Genomic DNA, 18,808 nt, shown 5'->3' on the forward strand with positions numbered 1-18,808 from the left:
GGCCCCGCCCATCCCGATCTCGTCCTCGTCGGTCTGGAAGCCGAGCGTCCATGTCACCTCGCGGTCGAGCAGCAGGTCGTGCCCGGTGACCTGGGAGCCGACGTACTCGCGGTACAGGTCGCGGCCGAGCAAGGCCTCCACCTCGCCGCCCATGAGGGCGCCGTAGAACGTCGCCAGCCCGCGGGCGCTGGCGTGGAGGTTGACCGCCGGGAACGGCGTGGCGCGCCACCTGGTGCCGGCCAGGACCTCGGGGTCGAGCAGACCGGGCGGTCGGGTCATCGCCGGACCCCAACGCGTGTCGTCGGCATAGCGCGCGGGCCAGTCGGGGTCGTGCGCCACCGGGTCGGCCACCCGGGTCAGGTCACGCTCGGCGACCCGCAGGTGCAGGTCCCAGCCGTGCTCGGCCGCCAGCAGTGCGAACCGGGACGCCAGGTCCTCCCCGGTCGCCAGTCGCACCAGCTGGTCGCACAGATGGCCGTAGGTGAGGGCGTGCTCGGCGCACGCGTGGCCCGGCGCGTGGACCGGGACGGCGTCCTCGAGCAGGGCCACGAGGGCCTCGCGGTCGTCGAACGCGACGTCCGCGGCGGCCTCGGGGAACGCCGGCAGACCGGCCTGGTGCGCCAGCACGTGCCGGACCGTCGTCGCCTGCTTGCCGTGCGCGGCGTACGCCGGCCAGAGGTCGGACACCTGCTGGTCCAGCCGGAGCGCACCGTCCCGCACGGCGGTGAGCACCGTCAGCGCGGCGAGCGGCTTCGCGCACGAGTAGGTCATCACCAGCGTGTCGCTGGTCCACGGCCGGGTGCCGTCCAGGGTGCCGGTGACTCCCTCGTCGACGACCGCCCCGTCGCGCACCACGCAAGCCGCCGCTCCCGGGTCGCCGAGACCGTCGAGGAGCTCCTGCAGGGTCCGGGACACGGGAGGATCCTGTCGCACAGCACAATGGATCCATGAGCGAGCCGCAGTCCAACGCCGCCCGAGTGCGGGAGATCAACGACTCCATCCGCTACGCCATGTGGTCGGTCTTCCGGCTCGACGACGTGCTGGGCGAGGACGCCGACCGGACCGCCGAGGGCGCCGAGGTCGAGAAGCTCTTCGCCGAGCTGGCCGAGGGCGACGTCGTGGTTCGAGGCGTCTACGACGTGAGCGGCCTGCGGGCCGACGCGGACGTGATGGTGTGGTGGCACGCGCCGACCTCGGAGGACCTGCAGGCGGCGTACCACCGCTTCCGGCGTACGTCGTTCGGCCGCCGTCTCGCGCCGGTCTGGTCGCAGCTCGCCCTGCACCGGCCGGCCGAGTTCAACCGCAGCCACGTGCCGGCGTTCCTCGCCGATGAGGAGCCCAAGCGGCACGTCTGCGTCTACCCGTTCGTCCGGTCCTACGAGTGGTACCTGCTCGAGGAGGAGGAGCGCCGCCAGCTGCTCAAGGAGCACGGCCAGATGGCTCGCGAGTACAAGGACGTGCGGGCCAACACCGTGGCCAGCTTCGCGCTCGGCGACTACGAGTGGATCCTGGCGTTCGAGGCCGACGAGCTCTACCGGATCGTCGACCTGATGCGGCACCTGCGTGGGTCGGGGGCTCGCCGGCACGTGCGCGAGGAGATCCCGTTCTACACCGGCTCGCTGGCCACGGTCGCCGACCTGGTCGACCGGCTGCCCTGACCGGCGGCCCGACCGTCGGCCTGACCGGCGGCCCCGCAGGCGCCAGCCCTAGCCGCGAGCGACCCAGCCGCTCCACGGGAAGACGTTGCCGCTGGCTCCGGTCGTGTCGGGCATCAGGTCGGTGTCGCTCCCGATCTCGGTGAGCACCTTGAAGCGGACGGCGCCGTAGTCGCCGTCGTCCAGGCAGCGGGAGAGCAGCCGGACCACCGCGACGTCCTTGGCGTCGTCCCAGCGCACCTTGAGCCCCGGGCAGGTCACCGGCTCCTGGCTCCCGGGCACGAGCAGGTAGTCGCTCTGTGCCGAGTCCTCGCCGCTCATGTCGAGCTCGCTGACCACGCGGTAGACGCCGCCACCTCCGCGCGCCTGGAGGAAGACGATGAGATCCCCCGATGCGACCTTCACGAACTCGACGCCGACCCGGATCATCCGGTCCTTGTTGGCCAGCGCCCCGAGGGTGATGTCGAGGCGCGGCCCGTCGGTGCCGTCACCGGCCGGGTCCGTGATGACCTGGGACGCGGCACCGGCCGGGGGCGTGGCGAGCACTGTCGCCGCGACGACACCGGCGAGCAGCAACGGGAGGGAACGGCGTGACCGAGACATGGGGCCAACCTAACGCTCTGCCGTCCCGGAACCGTGGCGGCGCCACGCCCGTCCCAGGGCCATGAAGCTCGCCCTTGCGCTGGGTGCTGCCCTGCTGTCGGTGACGGCATGCGGCTCCGGCGGCGATGACATCGCCACCGATCCCGGGCCGTCCGGAGGCGGTGGCGCCCAGGCGCCCACCGGGGTCCCGGCCGCACCCGGAGAGGTCCGCAGTCGTCAGCTGGTCACCGTGATGGACGCGGACACCGAGGACGAGCTCGTCGAGCTCTGCCTCGGGCCGATCGCCGAGTCCTACCCGCCGCAGTGCGGCGGGCCGGCGATCACCAACTGGGACTGGTCGTCGGTCGACGGGATGTTCGAGCAGCAGGGCCAGGTCCGCTGGGGCACCTTCGCGGTCACCGGGACCTGGGACGGCGAGGCGTTCACGGTGTCGGAGGCGATCCCGGCGGCGCTCTACGACCCGATGCCCGAGGAGCCCCCGACGTACCCCGAGCCCTCGCAGGACCACACCGACGAGGAGCTCGCCGGCTTCGCCGAGGAGCTCATGGAGGTGCCCGGCGTCCAGGGTGCCTACGGCGCCGACCGGCACGTGCTGGTCGACGTCACCTACGACGACGGGACCTACCAGGACTACGCCGACGCGACGTACGGCGAGGGGGTCGTCGTCGTGAGCGGTGCACTCGTGGACGTGGGCTGAGCGCGGATTCGTCTGCGACGTCGAACGGCGGAATCCCGGTCAGACCGCGGACGAATCGGCGGCGTCCGCCGGCTCGAGCGTCAGGCTGATCGAGTTGATGCAGTAGCGGTCGCCGGTCGGCGTGCCGTAGCCGTCGGGGAAGACGTGCCCGAGGTGGGAGCCGCAGTTGGCGCAGCGCACCTCGGTGCGCTTCATGCCCATCGAGGTGTCCTCGATGTACTCGATCGTGTCGCTGAGCGGCTGGTAGAACGACGGCCACCCGCATCCGGAGTGGAACTTGGTGTCGGACTCGAACAGCTTGGCCTGGCACGCCTTGCAGCGGTAGACGCCGGTGGTCTCGGTGTCGGTGTACTCACCGGTGAACGCGCGCTCGGTGCCGGCCTGGCGGAGCACCTGGTACTCCTCGGGAGAGAGCTCCGCGCGCCACTCGGCGTCGCTCTTGTCGACGTTGTAGGTCACCCCATCAGCCTACGAATACCCGCAAGGGTGGTTGACGAAGTGGGAGAACACATGTTCACTGAACCAGATGTCCGGGACGATCCCGTGGGAGCGCGTCCGCCGCGCCGGCGACAAGCTGACCACGCCACTGCTGCCTGACGACTACCTGCGGCTGCTCAACCCGCTCTGGAGCTCGCGCGAGCTGCGCGGCCGCGTGGAGAAGGTGGTCCCCGAGACCGAGGACGCCGCCACGCTGGTGATCCGGCCTGGCTGGGGCTGGCGTTACGACCACAAGCCCGGCCAGTACGTCGGCATCGGCGTCCAGGTCGACGGGAAGTTCCAGTGGCGGTCCTACTCGGTGAGCTCGGCCCCCAGGCGGTCCGGCCGCACGATCGCGATCACCGTGCGGGCGATGCCCGAGGGCCTGATGTCCGCCCACCTGGTCAAGGGCTTGGAGCCGGGGACGATCGTCCGGCTCGCCCTTCCCGAGGGCGACTTCGTGCTGCCGGACCCACCACCGGAGAAGGTGTTGTTCCTGGTCGGCGGCAGCGGTGTCACGCCGGTGATGGCCATGCTGCGCACGCTCGACCGGCGTGGCTCGATGCCGGACGTGGTCCTGCACTACTCCTCGCCGACCGAGGAGCGGATGATCTTCAAGCGCGAGATCGACGAGCTCGAGGACAAGCACGAGCACCTGACCGTGCACCGGCTCTACACCGACACCGACGGCATGCTCGAGCTCGCCGACCTCGACGAGCTCTGCCCGGACTGGCGCGAGCGGGAGACCTACGCCTGCGGACCCGGCCCGATGCTCGACGCGATCACGGAGCACTTCGAGACCACGGGGCTCGAGGAGCACCTGCACCTCGAGCGGTTCTCGCTCGAGCTGGGGGGCGACGGAGGCGAGGGCGGCACCATCACGTTCCGCAACTCCGGCAAGACGGTCGAGACCGACGGCGCCACCACCGTGCTCGAGGCCGGCGAGGAGGCCGGCATCGGCATGCCGTTCGGCTGCCGGATGGGGATCTGCCACACCTGCACGCTCACGCTCGTCTCCGGCAAGGTGCGCGACCTGCGCAACGGCGACGAGTTCGGACAGCCCAACGAGCCGGTGCAGACCTGCATCACGGCCGCCGTGGGCGACTGCACGCTCGACATCTGACCACCTCGGTGGTTGAGGAGGCCCACCGTGCGCACGCACCCATCGCCTTGGGAGCGTCTCGAAACCTCGGAAAGGAAGGCACCCAGTGGCCATCAGCGACGTCCAGGAGTACATGCACCTCACCGACGAGGAGATCGAGCAGCTCGGGCGGGAGCTCGACGCGATCCGCAAGGACATCGAGGAGTCCCGCGGCGAGAAGGACGCGGCGTACATCAACCGGTTGATCAAGATCCAGCGCGGCCTGGCCGTGGCCGGCCGGCTCACGCTGCTGCTGGGGACCCACTCCAAGCGGACCCGGATCCCCGCCGCGGTCGCCGGCTCCACGCTGCTGGCCCTCCACAAGATCCTCGAGAACATGGAGATCGGCCACAACGTCATGCACGGCCAGTGGGACTGGATGAACGACCCCGAGATCCACTCGTCCAACTGGGAGTGGGACACCGCGCAGCCCGCCGAGCAGTGGAAGCACAGCCACAACTACGTGCACCACCAGTTCACCAATGTGCTCGGCTACGACAACGACATCGGCTACGGGATCCTCCGGATGGCCCGGGAGCAGAAGTGGCACCCGATGTACCTCGGGCAGCCCGTCTACAACGCGCTGCTCGCCTCGCTGTTCCAGTGGGGGGTCGCCCTGCACGACCTCGACATCGAGCGGATCCGCAAGGGCGAGAAGGACCCGAAGGAGATGAAGCGGCAGCTCAAGCAGATCGTCCGCAAGGGCCGCAACCAGGCGCTCAAGGACTACGTCGTCTACCCCGTGCTCGCCGGGCCGAAGTGGCGCACCACGATGGCGGCGAACGCGGCCGCCAACCTGACCCGCAACCTGTGGGCGTACGTGATCATCTTCTGCGGCCACTTCCCCGACGGTGCCCTGCACTTCACCGAGGAGGAGATCGAGGACGAGACCCGGGCCGAGTGGTACCTGCGGCAGATCCTCGGCGCCGCCAACTTCAAGGGCGGCCCGCTGCTGCACATCATGTCCGGCAACCTCGGCTTCCAGATCGAGCACCACCTGTTCCCGGACCTGCCGAGCAACCGGTACGCCGAGATCTCGGTGAAGGTGCGGGCGCTCTGCGAGAAGTACGACATCCCGTACACGACCGGACCCCTGCACAAGCAGTACGGCCAGGCGCTGCGCACCATCATCAAGCTGTCGGTGCCCAACTCCTGGACCTCCAGCGACCAGCCGGAGCCGCCCACCCCGTCCCGGACCCGCAAGCGGAAGTCCGACGACGAGCGGCCCTCGCGGATCAAGGAGCTGGGGGTGTGGTCGCGCTCGAAGTCGACCGAGAGGAAGGCGTCCTGATGCTGACCGAGGCCTCGCGGGTCCGCGAGCGCAGCTGGGTCATCCAGTGCGCCCTGTCCCGGATCTGCGGGGGCTGCGCGATGTCGTTGGGACGTCCGATCGCCTTCCTGGGCACGCCCGACGAGGTCGCCCGCAACGCCTTCCACCTGCCGCCGATGCACGTCGGGTGTGCTGAGGAGCTGCGCGGCGCGCCGGGTTCCGACCCCAGGTGGCGGCTGGTCACGACGGCGGCGTTCGAGTTCGTGCGCCCGGCTCGCGAGGACCTCGACCGCGAACCCCGCTTCGAGCCGGTCAGTCTCATCGCTGGTTGAGGTGCGTGCGCCGGCGGGCCTCGACACCTCGTGAGCCGGTGCTGGGACTCGAGCCCGGCCGTGGCGCGTGGGTGCCTCGACCACCGTAGGGTCGTCCCATGCCCAAGGCAGCCGCCGTCGAGGTCCAGGCGGGCGACCGCACGGTCCGCGTGTCCAGCCCGGACCGGGTGATCTACGAGGCCACCGAGCGCACCGGCGAGGTGACGAAGCTGATGGTCGCGGAGTACTTCGCGAGCGTCGAGGACGGCCTGATGCGCGCGCTGCGGGACCGTCCGACCGCGCTGGAGCGCTGGCCGTCCGGCGTACGCGAAGGCATGCAGCTCGCGACCGGCAGGGCCGATCGCGACGCCGACGCGTTCTACCAGAAGCGCGTCCCCAAGGGCGCTCCCGACTACCTCGAGTCGGTCGAGATCACCTTCCCCTCGGGGCGGACGGCGGAGGAGATCTGCCCGACCGAGATCGCGGTGCCCGTGTGGTGCGCGCACATGGGCACGCTGACCTTCCACCCGTGGCCGGTGCGCCGCGACGACGTGGACCATCCCGACGAGCTGCGCATCGACCTCGACCCGCAGCCGGGCACGACCTTCGCCGACGCGCAGCGGGTCGCCGGTGTCGCCAGGGAGCTGCTCGAGGAGCTGGGACTGGGCGGTTTCCCCAAGACCTCGGGCAACCGGGGCATCCACATCTACGTCCGGATCGAGCCGCGCTGGGAGTTCACCGACGTCCGGCACGCGGCGATCGGCTTCGGCCGTGAGCTCGCCCGCCGCGACGCCGGCGTGACGATGGACTGGTGGAAGGAGGAGCGCGGGGAGCGGATCTTCGTCGACTTCAACCAGAACAACCGCGACCGGACGATCGCGTCGGCGTACTCGCTGCGGCCGAAGCCCGGGGCGCCGGTCTCGACACCGATGACATGGGCGGAGCTCGCCGAGGTCACCGACCCGCGCGACTTCAACCTGTTCACGGTGCCCGACCGGCTCGCCGACGGGGACCCGTGGGCGTCGATCGACGACACGGCGTACTCCCTCGAGCCGCTGCTCCGGCTGTGGGAGGAGCTGCCCGGCGGCGAGATGCCGTTCCCGCCGGACTACCCGAAGATGCCCGGCGAGCCGCCGCGGGTGCAGCCCAGCAAGAAGGTCGAGGCGCACTGGGACGCCGACGGCAACCGGATCGAGCCGTGACGTGGCTTGACGGGTCCCGCCCGGCGCATCCCCACTGACGCCTCGGGCGGGAACCCGTACGAAGCGCCAGATCGGACCCGTCCCCCGACGAGCCGACTCACGAGATGTCCCCCCGGACCCCCGCATGGGCACTCCGACGGTTTCTAGTGAACCCGTCGGACTCGATAAGAACACGTTCCAGATCGTTTTTCAATCCGGGGCTGACCTGCGGCTACTGCGACGGGCCGGGCTTCTCCCAGGGGGCCGGCACCGGGAAGTACGCCTCCATGAAGGCCTTGAGCGTGCGGTTGAGCCGCACCGGGTTCAGGGCGTGGTCGTGGTGGTCGGCCAGGCAGATGAAGTCCTGGTCGCGCTGGAGGGTCTTCTTCAGCTGCCAGTCGAGGTCGCTGTTGGAGAGGTTGACGTAGGCCCGAGAGGACTCGCCGACGAACGACTGGCCCGTCATCAGCCCGTAGTGCTGGGCCAGCGAGCTGAGGGTGGACACGTCGCCGTCGGAGCGGAACGGCGACCGTGCGGTCGCGGCCAGCGCCTCGGGGAACCGCTCGGTGAGCTCCTCGAGGACCGACCGCCGGTGCGGGTACGGCGCGTGCGCCAGGTTGTGCGTGAGCGCCCGGCCGAACGCGCCCAGCAGCAGCCGGCGGTTGTTCCAGGCCGCCTTGAGGTAGGGCGGCGCGTCCGGGAGGTCGCTGAGACCGACGGTCGTCGGCGCCACGAACGTCGCCGGCAGGCCGGCCGGGCTGAACCAGGCCTCCGGGCGGATCGGCCGGCCCAGGAAGAAGTCGTCGTTGAAGTAGACGAAGTGCTCGGCGAGGTCCGGGACCCGGTGGAGCGAGGTCTCGATCGCGTGCGAGTTGAAGGTGGGGAGCGCGTCCGCGGGGAGGATCGCGCTGTGGTCGACCACGGTGACCGACGAGTGGTCCAGGTCGAGCCAGTCGGGCACCTGCCCCGCGGTGACCAGATGGATGCGGCGTACCCAGGGGGCGAAGAGGTGGACGCTGCGCAGGGAATAGCGCAGCTCGTCGCGGGAGACGAACCGGGCCTGGCCGCTGGACTCCCGGGTCTGCGCGGTCTCGGCGGACCCGGTGCCGGTGAGCCGGGCGAGCCGCTGCTCGCGGGCGGCGTTCCACACCGGGTCGTTGCCGTCGACCCAGGTGTAGACCACGTCGACCGGGAAGGTGCACTCGTCGACGGTCGGCTCGGTCATGAGGGGGAGCGTGCGCACGGTGACCCCCTCGACCTCGGTCTCGACCGTCTCGAACCCGCGCGGGATGCGCTGGGTGTAGGGGTTGAGCCGCGGCGCCACCAGCTGCCCGTCGGTGCTGGTCTCCCAGAACTCCACCTCGACCGAGCAGCCCTGCCCGACCACGCTCGGCAGCCCGTCGGGGCCGAGGGGCCACGGCTCGAGGACGACCACGGGTGTGCGGCCGCGCTGGAGGTCGCGGGCCAGCTCGGAGACGACCCCGCGGCGCTCGTGCCACCCGGCGTTGGCGGGGTCGCGCAGGGAGACGTACGCCGGGAGGCCGGCGTCGGCCAGCGCGCCGAGGAACCGGTGCCGGGCCTCGGTCGGCACCACCACGACCGCGGACTCGCGCTCGTGCGGCGGGATGACCAGCCACTCGTCGCCCGTGGCCCGGGCGCAGGAGACGGCGGCGGCGAGGGTCAGGTGCCGCACGTGCGCGGGGGTCTGCCGGGCGTCCTCGACGGCTGGCGCGGCGGTGCCGGGGCGCGGCGGCACCGTCGACAGCGCGGCGAACCGGGGGCGGCCGGCGCGGCGGGCGACGGCGGCCTCGAAGACCTCGACCCAGCGGGCTGCGATCGTGTCGGCGTCGTACTGCACGGAGGAGGCCAGCGCTCCCGCCCCCAGCCGGGTCCGGAGCTCGTCGTCCGTGGCGAGCCGGAGGATCGCGGCGGAGAGGCCGGCCACGGACTCCGGGGTGACGAGCAGGCCGTTGACCTCGTGCTCGACGATCTCGCGAGGCCCGGAGGCGCAGTCGAAGCTCACGCACGGGACGCCCGCGGCCATCGCCTCCTGCAGCACCAGCGGGAAGCCCTCGGCGCGGGAGCTGAGGGCGCAGATGCTGGCCTTGGCCCACTCGCCACGCATGTCGCTGACCGTGCCCGGGAGCTCGACCCGGTCGAAGAGACCGCGCTTGCGGGTCTCCCGGACCAGGTGCGGCCGCTGGTGGCCGACGCCGAGGATGCGCAGCCGCCAGTCGGGGATCTGGTCGGCGACCTCCCCGAAGGCCGCGACCAGCTTGGTGAACTGCTTCTCCATGACCAGGCGCCCGGCGGTCACGATGAGGTTGCCGTCGAGCAGGGACCGTGGGGCCTGTCCCGGTGCGCTTCCCTGGGGCAGGGCGTTGGGGACGACCACCGTCTCGGGCGCGACCGGGCCGAGCTCGTCGCGCAGCCAGGTCTCGATCGACGGCGTCAGCAGGGCGACGACGTCGGCGCGGGGCGCGTAGGCGAGCAGCGGCTCCATGCCGCTCGTGCGCTGGGACGACGACCGGTGCTCCTGGTGGACGACCACGACCCCGTCCGGGAGGAGCTGGACCGCGCAGGCCAGCAGCGCCGGCGTGACGGTGACGACGACGTCCGCGCGGACCTGGCTCAGGGCGGTCTCGAGGGCGACGTCGGTGGCGGCCGAGAACTGGCCGTCCCAGCGCCGGGGGACCAGGACCGACTCCCGATCGAGCAGAGAGTCGAGGAGCGGGTCCCGCTCGACGTCGGGGCGGGCGTCGACCAAGGCCTGGAGCGTCACTCGGTCGTCCACCGCGTAGTGCGGCTCGTCGGCCGCCCGCAGCACGCTGATGACCGTGACGTCGTGGTCGCGGGCGAGCGCGTTGGCCTGCGTGATGGCGGCGCGCTCGGTGCCCCCCACCGCGTACGCCGAGAGGACGAGGTAGGCGATCCTCACCGGGCCACCGCCATCGGGGTGACCGTCGCGCCGGGACGGGTCTGGTCGTCGGGGTCCAGCACCCGCAGGACGAGGTGGGAGGCCGGGTTCCAGCGGAACCGGGCGCGCGGCCAGTCCTCCTCGGCCTCCGGGTCCGTCGTGTCGTGGAGCTCGGGCAGCAGGACGGCCCGGTGCGGGTCGGCCAGGTCGTTGCGGCGGCGCCGGATCCGCACCCAGGCGTCCTCGGTGCCGAGGGCCAGCCGGACGACCCCGAAGTAGCCGGCGGGCAGGTCGGCGACGCCGAGCAGCGTCTCGACGCGTCCGTCGTGCGCGGTGACCGGCAGCTGGTCGAGCGGCTCGTCGTCCCCGTCGAGGAGCAGCAGGTGGGTGCCCACGGCGACCTCGCCAGGGGGCACCAGGGTCAGGTGGACGTCGCCGTCGCGGAGCTCGATGGCCTCGAGCAGCGCGGTCGGCTCGGTCTGTCGTCGCCCGACGGTCAGGTGGCCGTCGTCGTCGCGCTCGAGCACGAGCTGCGAGCGGCCGTCCGGCGAGACAGGGATGCGGATGGGGTCGGGGGCGAAGGGCCTCGCCCACACGGGCCGGCCCTCGCACAGGACCCGGTAGTCGCCGAGCGGCACCTCGAGCAGGTCGGTGACCTCGCCGAGGGGGACGACCTGACCTTGTCCGTGCAGCTCAGCGGTCCCGCCCGACTCCAGGGTGAGCCACAGGTGGCGGCCGTCGAGGATGCCGGCGTACGCCGCGACCGGACCCTCCCCGCGACGTCGGGATGCCCACTTCAAGAGCGCAGCCTCACAGGCCCGAGACGCCCTCGCCGCCGCCGGCCTGCTCGTTGAAGGTCTCCTGCTCCATCAGGTGCAGCACCGGGACCTCGATCCGCCGGCGCGCCTGCGACGTCCAGTCGAGCCGGAGGAGCTCGGCGACGAAGTGCTCCTCGGTCAGGATGATCGCCTCGCGCCCGTCCACCTCGGCGACCTTGGCGGCCAGCGCGTCGATGGGGTCGCCGGTCACCAGGGTCCCGGTCGCCGTGGCGCCGGCGGCCTGGAGCACCTCGATGGCCCTGGCCAGCTCCTTCTCGCTCGCCTCCTTGACCTCGGCGACGACCTCGGCCGGGTCGATGTCCAGCAGCGGCAGCGGCGGTCCGGGCACCAGGTCCGGGCCGCCCATGCTCCCCATCGCGGCCTGCACGCGGGCGGCGCCGTCGTCGAGGGGCAGCAGCACGTGGTAGGCCACCGGGCCCTCGATGCCCTCGTGCAGCGAGTGGATCCGGGCCGCGTCCTCGGCGGTCAGGTTTTCCTCGACGAGCAGGACGACGGCGTACGGCTGGGTCTCTGGCGCGGTCTCGGACACGCCGCGATGCTAGCCGCCGTCACCCGCTCAGGACCTCCCCGAGGTCGTAGGAGACCGGCTCGTCCAGCTGCTCGTAGCCGCACGACTCCGGGTCGCGGTCCTCGCGCCACCGCTTGAAGTGCGCGGTGTGCCGGAACCGGCGCCCCTCCATGTGCTCGTAGCCGACCTCGAGGACCCGCTCCGGCCGCAGCGGGGTGAACGACAGGTCCTTCCCCTGGCTCCAGCGGCTCTGGGTCCCGGGGACCCGGTCGGGGTTGGCGGTCAGGAACTCCTGCCAGTGACCCCAGGGGTGCTCCTCGATCGGGCACACCAGCGGCTGGAGCTCCTCGATCAGCTCGGCCCGCCGCGCCTCGGTGAAGGACGCGCTGACCCCGACGTGCTGGAGCTGCCCGTCCTTGTAGAGGCCGAGCAGCAGGCTGCCGAGCAGCGGCCGCTCGGGCGTGCTGTTCTTGTGCTCGCGGTAGCCCGCGACCACGACGTCCGCGGTGCGGGCGTGCTTGATCTTGAGCATGGTGCGGCCGTTCTGCGTGTACGTCGCGCTCAGCGGCTTGGCGACGACCCCGTCCAGGCCGGCGCCCTCGAAGTGCTCGAACCACCGCTCCGCCTCGGCCGGGTCGGTGGTGGTCCGGGTCAGGTAGCACGGGCCGCCGGACCCGAGGTGTCCGAGAGCCGCCTCGAGTGCCTCGCGCCGCTCGGACAGCGGCCGGTCGACGTACGACTCGTCGCCCAGCGCCAGCAGGTCGAAGGCCACGAACCCGGCCGGCGTCTTCTCCGCCAGCATGTCCACGCGGCTCTTGGCGGGGTGGATGCGCTCCTGCAGCACCTCGAACTCCAGCCGGTCGCCGACCGCCACGAAGATCTCCCCGTCGAGCACGACCCGCTCCGGCAGCTGCTCCTTGATCGCGGCGACGAGCTCGGGGAAGTAGCGGGTGAGCGGCTTGGTGTTGCGGCTGGTCAGCTCGACCTCGTCGCCGTCGCGGAACACGATGCAGCGGAACCCGTCCCACTTGGGCTCGAAGACCAGCCCGCCGAACTTGTCCGGGTCGGGGATCCCCTTGACCGACTTCGCGAGCATCGGCTGGACGGGTGGCATGACGGGCAGGTCCACGTGCTGGAGCCTAATCAGCCGCGGCCGCCCGCCGGTTCATCAAGGGATGTTGGTGGGCCGACACTTCCCACGGCGAGCTCATCGCGGGAAGTGCTGGTTCGCCGACATCCCTTGATGAACCTGCCGGGCCGCGCCGGGCCTAAGGTTTTGTCATTCCCCGGTTGGTCTGCCGGCCCTCAGGTGCTGCCCCGCCAGCGGGCCCTAAGGTTTTGTCATTCCCCGGTTGGTCTGCCGGCAGGGCCCGCCTGACTTTGAATCAGGACTAGCGACGTAGGTTCGACTCCTACCCGGGGAGCTCGTGTGGCGCTGCCCTCGCCGATGTCCGTGCGGAGCGGTAGACATGGGCCATGACCACCTCGATCGTCGCCCGCGGCCTCGACCAGTGCGTCGAGCTGCTCCGGGCGGTCAGCCCCGACGACCTCCAGCGACCCACTCCGTGCTCCGAGTGGACCGTCGCCGACCTGAGCGACCACATCGTCAACAGCACGGCCGGCATGGCGACGATGGCGCACGGTGGGGCGCCTGACTGGGCCAACGCGGCGCACCACGACGACCCCGCGACGGTCCTCGAGGCCGAGGGGCGCGCGCTGGTGGACGCGCTCGCCGGCAGCGACTCCTTCCCCACGGGCATGGCGGCGGCCGAGCTCGCGGTGCACGCCTACGACCTGGCGACCGCGCTCGGACGGGACACCGCCGGCCTGGACCCCGAGGTGGCCGAGACCGGCCTCGAGTTCATGTCGGCCTCGATGAAGCCCGAGATGCGCGGCGACGCGTTCGGGCCCGAGCAGCCCGCCCCGGAGGGCGCCGACGTCTACCGGCGCCTCGCCGCCTTCGCCGGTCGCACCGTCTGACCCGCCGCAGGCGGTCGCGGCGTGGTCGGACCCCGTCGTACGGCCTTCGTCCCGGCTGCGTGACTTCTCCACGACTTCCACGTTGTCAGACAATCCGGGCCCTGTAGGTCGTGCTTGTGCGCGACCGGCGTCCCGGGGCGGCGTCAAGGCGCGTCGTCGACCGACTCGGACCACCGAAGCCCCAAGGACCCTCGTGCCCCTCTCCCGCCGCGGCCGGCGCATCTGCGCCTGGACCGGACTCCTCGCCCTGGTGTTCTCGACGACGGCCGTCCTGGGTGGGGCGCCGTCCACGGCAGCCGCTCCCACGGTCGTCGACCCGTCGGGGCTCTGGCGCCCGACCGCCCAGAAGCTGCTCCCTGCCAAGGACGGGCATCGCCGCATGGTCAACCCGTCCGACTACCGCGCCTTCACGCTGAACGCGGAGCAGATGTCCGACCGGCTCGCCCTGGCGCCGCTGGAGGACCTGAGCGACCCCAGCCGGCCCGAGGCGGTGTCCATCGCCGTGCCGGCGCCGACCGGTGAGCTGATCGAGTTCGCCGTCGTCGAGTCGCCGATCATGGAGGACGAGCTCCAGGCGGCCCACCCCGACATCAGGACCTACGCGGGCTCGTCGGTGACCGACGGGTACGCCGCGAGCATCCGGCTGGACACGACGCCGTTCGGCTTTCACGCCAGCGTCCGTGACGGGCAGGCGTCCTGGTACGTCGACCCGGCCTACCTGGACGACACGAGCCTCTACGTGTCCTACTTCGGAGCGTCGCTCCCCGAGGCGGCTCGCCTGCCCGACGAGGTGCTCGACCCGGAGACCGGCGAGCCGCTCGTCCACGGCGTCGACGAGGTTCACTCGGACCGAGCCGCGGCTCCGCGGGTCGGCGAGGGACCGGGTGAGGTGGTGGTCCAGCGCGTCTACCGGCTCGCGCTGGTGACCGACGCGAGCTACGCGGAGTTCTTCGCCCCCGGACTGAACACCAACCCGTTGGACCTGCCGGCCTCCAACGCAGCGGTCCTCGCCGCCAAGACGACCCTGATGAACCGGGTCAACCAGATCTACAACGACGACCTCGCGATCAAGATGGTCTTGGTCGACAACACCGACCTGCTGCTCAACCTCAACAACGCGGCGCGGGAGGCGGCCGCCGGCCTGGCCGGCGTCGGCCTGACGGGCTGCCTGCCCAACGCGATCGTGCAGAACCAGATCGCGGTCGACACCCTGATCGGCCCCCTCAACTACGACATCGGCCACATCGCCCTCGGCGTCGACGGCGGCGGCGTCGCCTTCCTCGGCGTGGTCGGTCAGCAGGGCCAGAAGGCCGGCGGGTGCACCGGCCTGTCCAGCCCCGTGGGTGACTTCATGGCCATCGACTACGTCGCCCACGAGATGGGCCACCAGTTCGCGGGCCCGCACACGTTCAACGGGACCGAGGGCAACTGCTCGGGCGGCAACCGCACCGGCGGCAGCTCGGTCGAGCCCGGGTCGGGTTCCTCGGTGATGGCCTACGCCGGCATCTGTGCCGCCGACGACCTCCAGCCGCACACCGACCCCTACTTCAGCCAGCGCACCCAGACGGAGATCAGCGACTACGTCAACAGCGAACCCGCGGACCCGATCACCGACACCCGCGGCGGCTTCGAGGTCGTCACGACGACCAACCACAACCCGGTCGTCACGGCGCCTGCCGACGTCACCATCCCGATCCGGACGCCGTTCACCCTCAACGGTTCGGCGACCGACTCCGACGGCGACCCGCTGATCTACCTGTGGGAGCAGAACGACGTAGGCGCCGACGCCGGCGTGCAGCTGACCGACAACACCAAGGCCACCGGGCCGCTGTTCCGGGTCTTCGGCACTTTCGCCGACGTGTCCGATACCGACACGCTGCTCTACCACTCGCCCGGTCAGAACCTCGCTACCACCAGCCCGGTGCGGACGTTCCCGGACATCGCCCAGATCACGGCCGGCAACACCAACGCGGCGACCGGCTCCTGCCCGACGCCGGTGGCGTCGGACTACTCCGGCGCGGAAGGCACGAGCGCGCTGAAGAACGGTCCCGTCCTCGACTGCTACTCGGAGTTCCTGCCCACCGCCGCCTACCTCGGCAGCGGCGCCAACGCCTCGCCGCCGCGGCTCCACTTCCGGCTCACTGCCCGTGACCGCACAGGCGAGGGCGGCGGGACCGAGCACGACGACGTGACGCTGACGGTCGACCCGACGGCGGGTCCGTTCCTCGTGTCCAGCCAGGCCACGCCCACGACGTACGACGGGGGGTCGACGCAGCGGGTGACCTGGGCGGTCAACGGGACCGCCGGCCTGGCGCCGAACGTGAAGATCACCATGTCGACCGACGGCGGTGCCACCTTCGACCAGGTCCTCGTGGCGACGACGCCCAACGACGGCAGCCAGGACGTGGTCATCCCCAACATCGCCACCTCGCAGGGCTGGATCAAGGTCGAGGCCGTCGACAACGTGTTCTTCGACCTCAACGACGCCCCGGTCACCGTCACACCGGGCTCCGTGGAGCCGCAGGTGCCGGAGACGACACTGATCTCGGTTCCCGGCCGTTGGAACCTCGCCGAGACGGCGCGGTTCTCCTTCACCTCCTCGGTGGCCGGGTCGACGTTCACCTGCACCCTGGACGGCGTCAGCGAGCCGTGCACCTCGCCGTACGTGGCCACCGGCCTGGCCCACACCACCCACACGTTCTCGGTGGCGGCGAACAACGGAGGGGCCGTCGACGCGACCCCGGCGACCACGTCGACGACGGTGCCCAAGGCGGCCTCCGAGCTGAAGCGCAGGACCGCCAAGTGGAAGCTCACACCCAACAGGAACGCCTACCTGGGTGAGTACTGGCGCACGAACAAACGCGGACAGAAGCTGACCTATCGGGTGACGAACGCGCGAGAGCTCGCGCTGGTGGTCGGCAAGGGCCCGAACTCCGGGAAGGTCAAGGTGGTCTTCCAGGGCAAGACGTTGGCCACGATCAGCCTGAAGGGTCCTCGGGCCAGCCAGAGGGTCGTCAGCCTCGGATCCTTCGCCACCCCGGTCTCGGGCAGGCTCAAGGTCGTGACGCTCACCTCGAAGAAGAAGTCGACCATGCGGATCGAGGGCCTGGGGGTGTCGACCGGGGCGTGACGGGGCCCCTCGACCCGCCCCGGCCGCTAGCGTGCCGCCATGTCTTCCGGCCCGCTCGCCTTCCAGGGCAAGTCCGTCCTCGTCACCGGTGCCTCGTCCGGGCTCGGTGCCGCCACCGTGAAGCGTTTCGCCGCCGGGGGCGCGCAGGTGTACGCCGCCTCGCGGGACCAGGAGCGGCTCGCCGAGGTCGCCGCCGGCTGTGCCGACCTGCCCGGTGAGGTGCGGTTCGGCCACCTGGACGTCGCCGACCCGGGTTCCTGCCGGGCGGCCGTCGCCGACGCCGTGGCGGCGTACGGCCGTCTCGAAGTGCTGGTCAACAACGCCGGCCGGCACGACTTCCGGATCACCACCGACGTGACCGACGAGGAGTGGGCCTACGACATCGCGCTCAACCTCGGCGGTGCGTTCTTCTGCAGCCAGGCCGCGATCCCGCACCTGCTCGAGTCCGACGGCGGGGGAGGCAACATCGTCAACGTCGCGTCGGTGGCCGGGGTGATGGGCGAGGCCTACTCGGCGGCGTACACCGCGGCCAAGCACGGCGTGGTCGGTCTGACCAAGGCCCTCGCCGTCGAGTACCTGCGCCAGCCGCTGCGGGTCAACTGCGTCTGCCCGGGCGGCATGGACACCCCGCAGGTGCACACCATCGAGGCGCCCGACGGCGTGGACTGGGACCTGATCATGCGGGTCTCGGCCGCGCGCGGCTTCATGACCGCCGACAGCGTCGCCGCCGCCGTGGTCTTCCTGGCCTCCGGCGACGCCTCCGCCATCCACGGCAGCATCCAGCTGGTCGACCAGGGTCACCTCGCCGGCTAGCGCCGGTGGCCCACATCGGCAACGTCGGCTGGCTGGCGGTGGCCGTCAACGTGCTGCTGGTGCTGGGGTTCGTCAGCCTCGTCACCGCCGGACGGGAGGGCCCTCGATCGCCGTAGAGTGACCCGGGTGCCCGGTGATCTGACAGTCGTCGTCCTCGCCGCGGGCGGCGGCACCCGGATGAAGTCGAAGACGATGAAGGTGCTCCACCGGGTGGCGGGGCGATCGATGATCGGCCACGTCCTCGCCGCGGTTCAGGAGACGTCGCCCCTGCGGATCGTCACGGTGGTGGGCCACCAGCGCGAGCAGGTCGCCGCCCATGTCCACGAGCTGGCGCCCGAGGCGATGCTCGCGGTCCAGGAGGAGCAGCACGGCACCGGCCACGCGGTGCGGATGGCCATGGACGCCGTGGTCTCGAGCGGCCAGCGGCTGCGCGGGACCGTGCTGGTCGCGTACGCCGACACCCCCCTGCTCCAGGGGGAGTCGCTGGTGCGGTTCGCCGCCGAGCACGAGGCGGCGCAGCGGGCGGTGAGCATCCTGTCGGGGCTGGTGGACGACCCGCACGGCTACGGCCGGGTGGTCCGCAACGCCGAGGGCGATGTCGAGGCGATCGTCGAGGAGAAGGACGCGACCGAGGAGCAGCGCGCGATCCGCGAGATCAACTCGGGGATCCTCGCGTTCGACGCCGAGTTCCTGCTGGACGCGCTGCCGCGGATCGGCAACGACAACGCCAAGGGCGAGTACTACCTGACCGACACCGTCCAGCTCGCGCGGGAGCAGGGCCTGCACGTGGGCGCTCACCCGATCGACGACGTGTGGCAGACCGAGGGGGCCAACGACCGGGCCCAGCTCGCCGCCCTCGGCGCCGAGCTCAACCGCCGGATCGTGACCCGCTGGATGCGGGACGGCGTCACGGTGATGGATCCGGCGACCACCTGGGTCGACGCCGACGTGGTGCTCGCCGAGGACGTGACGATCCTTCCGGGTGTCCAGCTGCTCGGTGCCACCGTGGTCGCCGAGGACGCGGTCGTGGGCCCGGACACCACGCTGAAGGACTGCGAGATCGGTCGGGGTGCCCGGGTGGTCCGCACCCACGGCGAGCTCGCGGTCATCGGCGACGAGGCCACCGTCGGCCCCTTCGCCTACCTGCGGCCGGGCACCCAGCTCGGTGCCCGCGGCAAGATCGGCACCTTCGTCGAGACCAAGAACGCCGAGATCGGCGACGGCGCCAAGGTGCCGCACCTGTCCTACGTCGGCGACGCCGAGATCGGCGAGGGCACCAACATCGG

Annotated in this window: 17 protein-coding genes and 1 tRNA gene; 11 read left to right on the forward strand and 7 right to left on the reverse strand. The window is 71.4% G+C overall.

Annotated features, from left to right (window positions below; all coding sequences use genetic code 11):
- Positions 1–915: serine hydrolase domain-containing protein (locus tag JHD21_RS11470; protein WP_292675044.1), on the reverse strand; the 915-nt coding region annotated here is incomplete at its 3' end.
- A 32-nt stretch (positions 916–947) separates the two neighbouring features.
- Between JHD21_RS11470 and hemQ the strand changes: the two genes are divergently transcribed.
- Positions 948–1,658 carry a hydrogen peroxide-dependent heme synthase gene (gene hemQ, locus JHD21_RS11475; protein WP_292675047.1) on the forward strand — a complete coding sequence of 237 codons (711 nt, stop codon included), beginning with the start codon at positions 948–950 and terminating at the stop codon, positions 1,656–1,658.
- Between the two features lie 48 nt (positions 1,659–1,706).
- Here the strand turns inward: hemQ and JHD21_RS11480 are convergent, their stop codons facing one another.
- Positions 1,707–2,258 carry a hypothetical protein gene (locus tag JHD21_RS11480; RefSeq protein ID WP_292675050.1) on the reverse strand — a complete coding sequence of 184 codons (552 nt, stop codon included), beginning with the start codon at positions 2,256–2,258 and terminating at the stop codon, positions 1,707–1,709.
- A gap of 61 nt (positions 2,259–2,319) precedes the next feature.
- Between JHD21_RS11480 and JHD21_RS11485 the strand changes: the two genes are divergently transcribed.
- Positions 2,320–2,955, forward strand: a complete 636-nt coding sequence (locus JHD21_RS11485) for a hypothetical protein (RefSeq protein WP_292675051.1) — start codon at positions 2,320–2,322, stop codon at positions 2,953–2,955.
- A gap of 39 nt (positions 2,956–2,994) precedes the next feature.
- On the opposite strand, the gene msrB is transcribed toward JHD21_RS11485, so the two are convergent.
- The gene (msrB, locus tag JHD21_RS11490) at positions 2,995–3,414 is read right to left on the reverse strand and encodes a peptide-methionine (R)-S-oxide reductase MsrB (protein WP_292675053.1); all 420 of its coding nucleotides are present in this window, start codon (positions 3,412–3,414) and stop codon (positions 2,995–2,997) included.
- Between the two features lie 67 nt (positions 3,415–3,481).
- On the opposite strand from msrB, the gene JHD21_RS11495 reads away from it, so the two are divergent.
- The 4 genes from JHD21_RS11495 (at position 3,482) to JHD21_RS11510 (ending at position 7,356) form a co-directional block, all read left to right on the forward strand.
- On the forward strand, positions 3,482–4,555 hold the full coding sequence (locus JHD21_RS11495; protein ID WP_292675056.1) for a ferredoxin reductase: 1,074 nt from the start codon (positions 3,482–3,484) through the stop codon (positions 4,553–4,555).
- Positions 4,556–4,640: 85 nt separating this feature from the next.
- Positions 4,641–5,864, forward strand: a complete 1,224-nt coding sequence (locus JHD21_RS11500; RefSeq protein ID WP_292675059.1) for an acyl-CoA desaturase — start codon at positions 4,641–4,643, stop codon at positions 5,862–5,864.
- Positions 5,864–6,175, forward strand: a complete 312-nt coding sequence (locus tag JHD21_RS11505) for a hypothetical protein (protein ID WP_292675062.1) — start codon at positions 5,864–5,866, stop codon at positions 6,173–6,175. Before JHD21_RS11500 ends, JHD21_RS11505 begins: the two co-directional genes overlap by 1 nt.
- Before the next feature lie 98 nt (positions 6,176–6,273).
- The gene (locus JHD21_RS11510) at positions 6,274–7,356 is read left to right on the forward strand and encodes a DNA polymerase domain-containing protein (protein WP_292675065.1); all 1,083 of its coding nucleotides are present in this window, start codon (positions 6,274–6,276) and stop codon (positions 7,354–7,356) included.
- 211 nt (positions 7,357–7,567) lie between these two features.
- Here the strand turns inward: JHD21_RS11510 and JHD21_RS11515 are convergent, their stop codons facing one another.
- From JHD21_RS11515 to JHD21_RS11530, 4 genes are read right to left on the reverse strand one after another with little or no spacing between them, the layout of a single operon-like run.
- The gene (locus JHD21_RS11515) at positions 7,568–10,273 is read right to left on the reverse strand and encodes a stealth conserved region 3 domain-containing protein (RefSeq protein ID WP_292675067.1); all 2,706 of its coding nucleotides are present in this window, start codon (positions 10,271–10,273) and stop codon (positions 7,568–7,570) included.
- Positions 10,270–11,052, reverse strand: coding sequence for a hypothetical protein (locus tag JHD21_RS11520; RefSeq protein WP_292675069.1), 783 nt, complete (start codon positions 11,050–11,052; stop codon positions 10,270–10,272). Before JHD21_RS11520 ends, JHD21_RS11515 begins: the two co-directional genes overlap by 4 nt.
- 10 nt (positions 11,053–11,062) lie before the next feature.
- Positions 11,063–11,620, reverse strand: coding sequence for a hypothetical protein (locus JHD21_RS11525; RefSeq protein ID WP_292675073.1), 558 nt, complete (start codon positions 11,618–11,620; stop codon positions 11,063–11,065).
- Between the two features lie 19 nt (positions 11,621–11,639).
- A complete protein-coding gene (locus tag JHD21_RS11530) occupies positions 11,640–12,728 on the reverse strand; it encodes an ATP-dependent DNA ligase (RefSeq protein ID WP_292675076.1) in 1,089 nt (362 codons plus the stop codon).
- A 216-nt stretch (positions 12,729–12,944) separates the two neighbouring features.
- Here JHD21_RS11530 and JHD21_RS11535 point away from each other — a divergent pair.
- From JHD21_RS11535 to glmU, 5 genes are all read left to right on the forward strand, one after another.
- Positions 12,945–13,023, forward strand: a tRNA-Gln gene (locus JHD21_RS11535).
- Between the two features lie 52 nt (positions 13,024–13,075).
- The gene (locus tag JHD21_RS11540; RefSeq protein WP_292675079.1) at positions 13,076–13,579 is read left to right on the forward strand and encodes a maleylpyruvate isomerase family mycothiol-dependent enzyme; all 504 of its coding nucleotides are present in this window, start codon (positions 13,076–13,078) and stop codon (positions 13,577–13,579) included.
- A gap of 193 nt (positions 13,580–13,772) precedes the next feature.
- Positions 13,773–16,709 carry a reprolysin-like metallopeptidase gene (locus JHD21_RS11545; RefSeq protein WP_292675081.1) on the forward strand — a complete coding sequence of 979 codons (2,937 nt, stop codon included), beginning with the start codon at positions 13,773–13,775 and terminating at the stop codon, positions 16,707–16,709.
- A gap of 39 nt (positions 16,710–16,748) precedes the next feature.
- Positions 16,749–17,522, forward strand: a complete 774-nt coding sequence (locus JHD21_RS11550) for an SDR family oxidoreductase (RefSeq protein ID WP_292675083.1) — start codon at positions 16,749–16,751, stop codon at positions 17,520–17,522.
- 126 nt (positions 17,523–17,648) lie between these two features.
- A partial coding sequence (glmU, locus tag JHD21_RS11555; protein ID WP_292675087.1) for a bifunctional UDP-N-acetylglucosamine diphosphorylase/glucosamine-1-phosphate N-acetyltransferase GlmU occupies positions 17,649–18,808 on the forward strand: 1,160 nt, incomplete at its 3' end.

It is taken from the genome of Nocardioides sp. (assembly GCF_016462705.1).
Lineage (GTDB): Bacteria > Actinomycetota > Actinomycetes > Propionibacteriales > Nocardioidaceae > Nocardioides.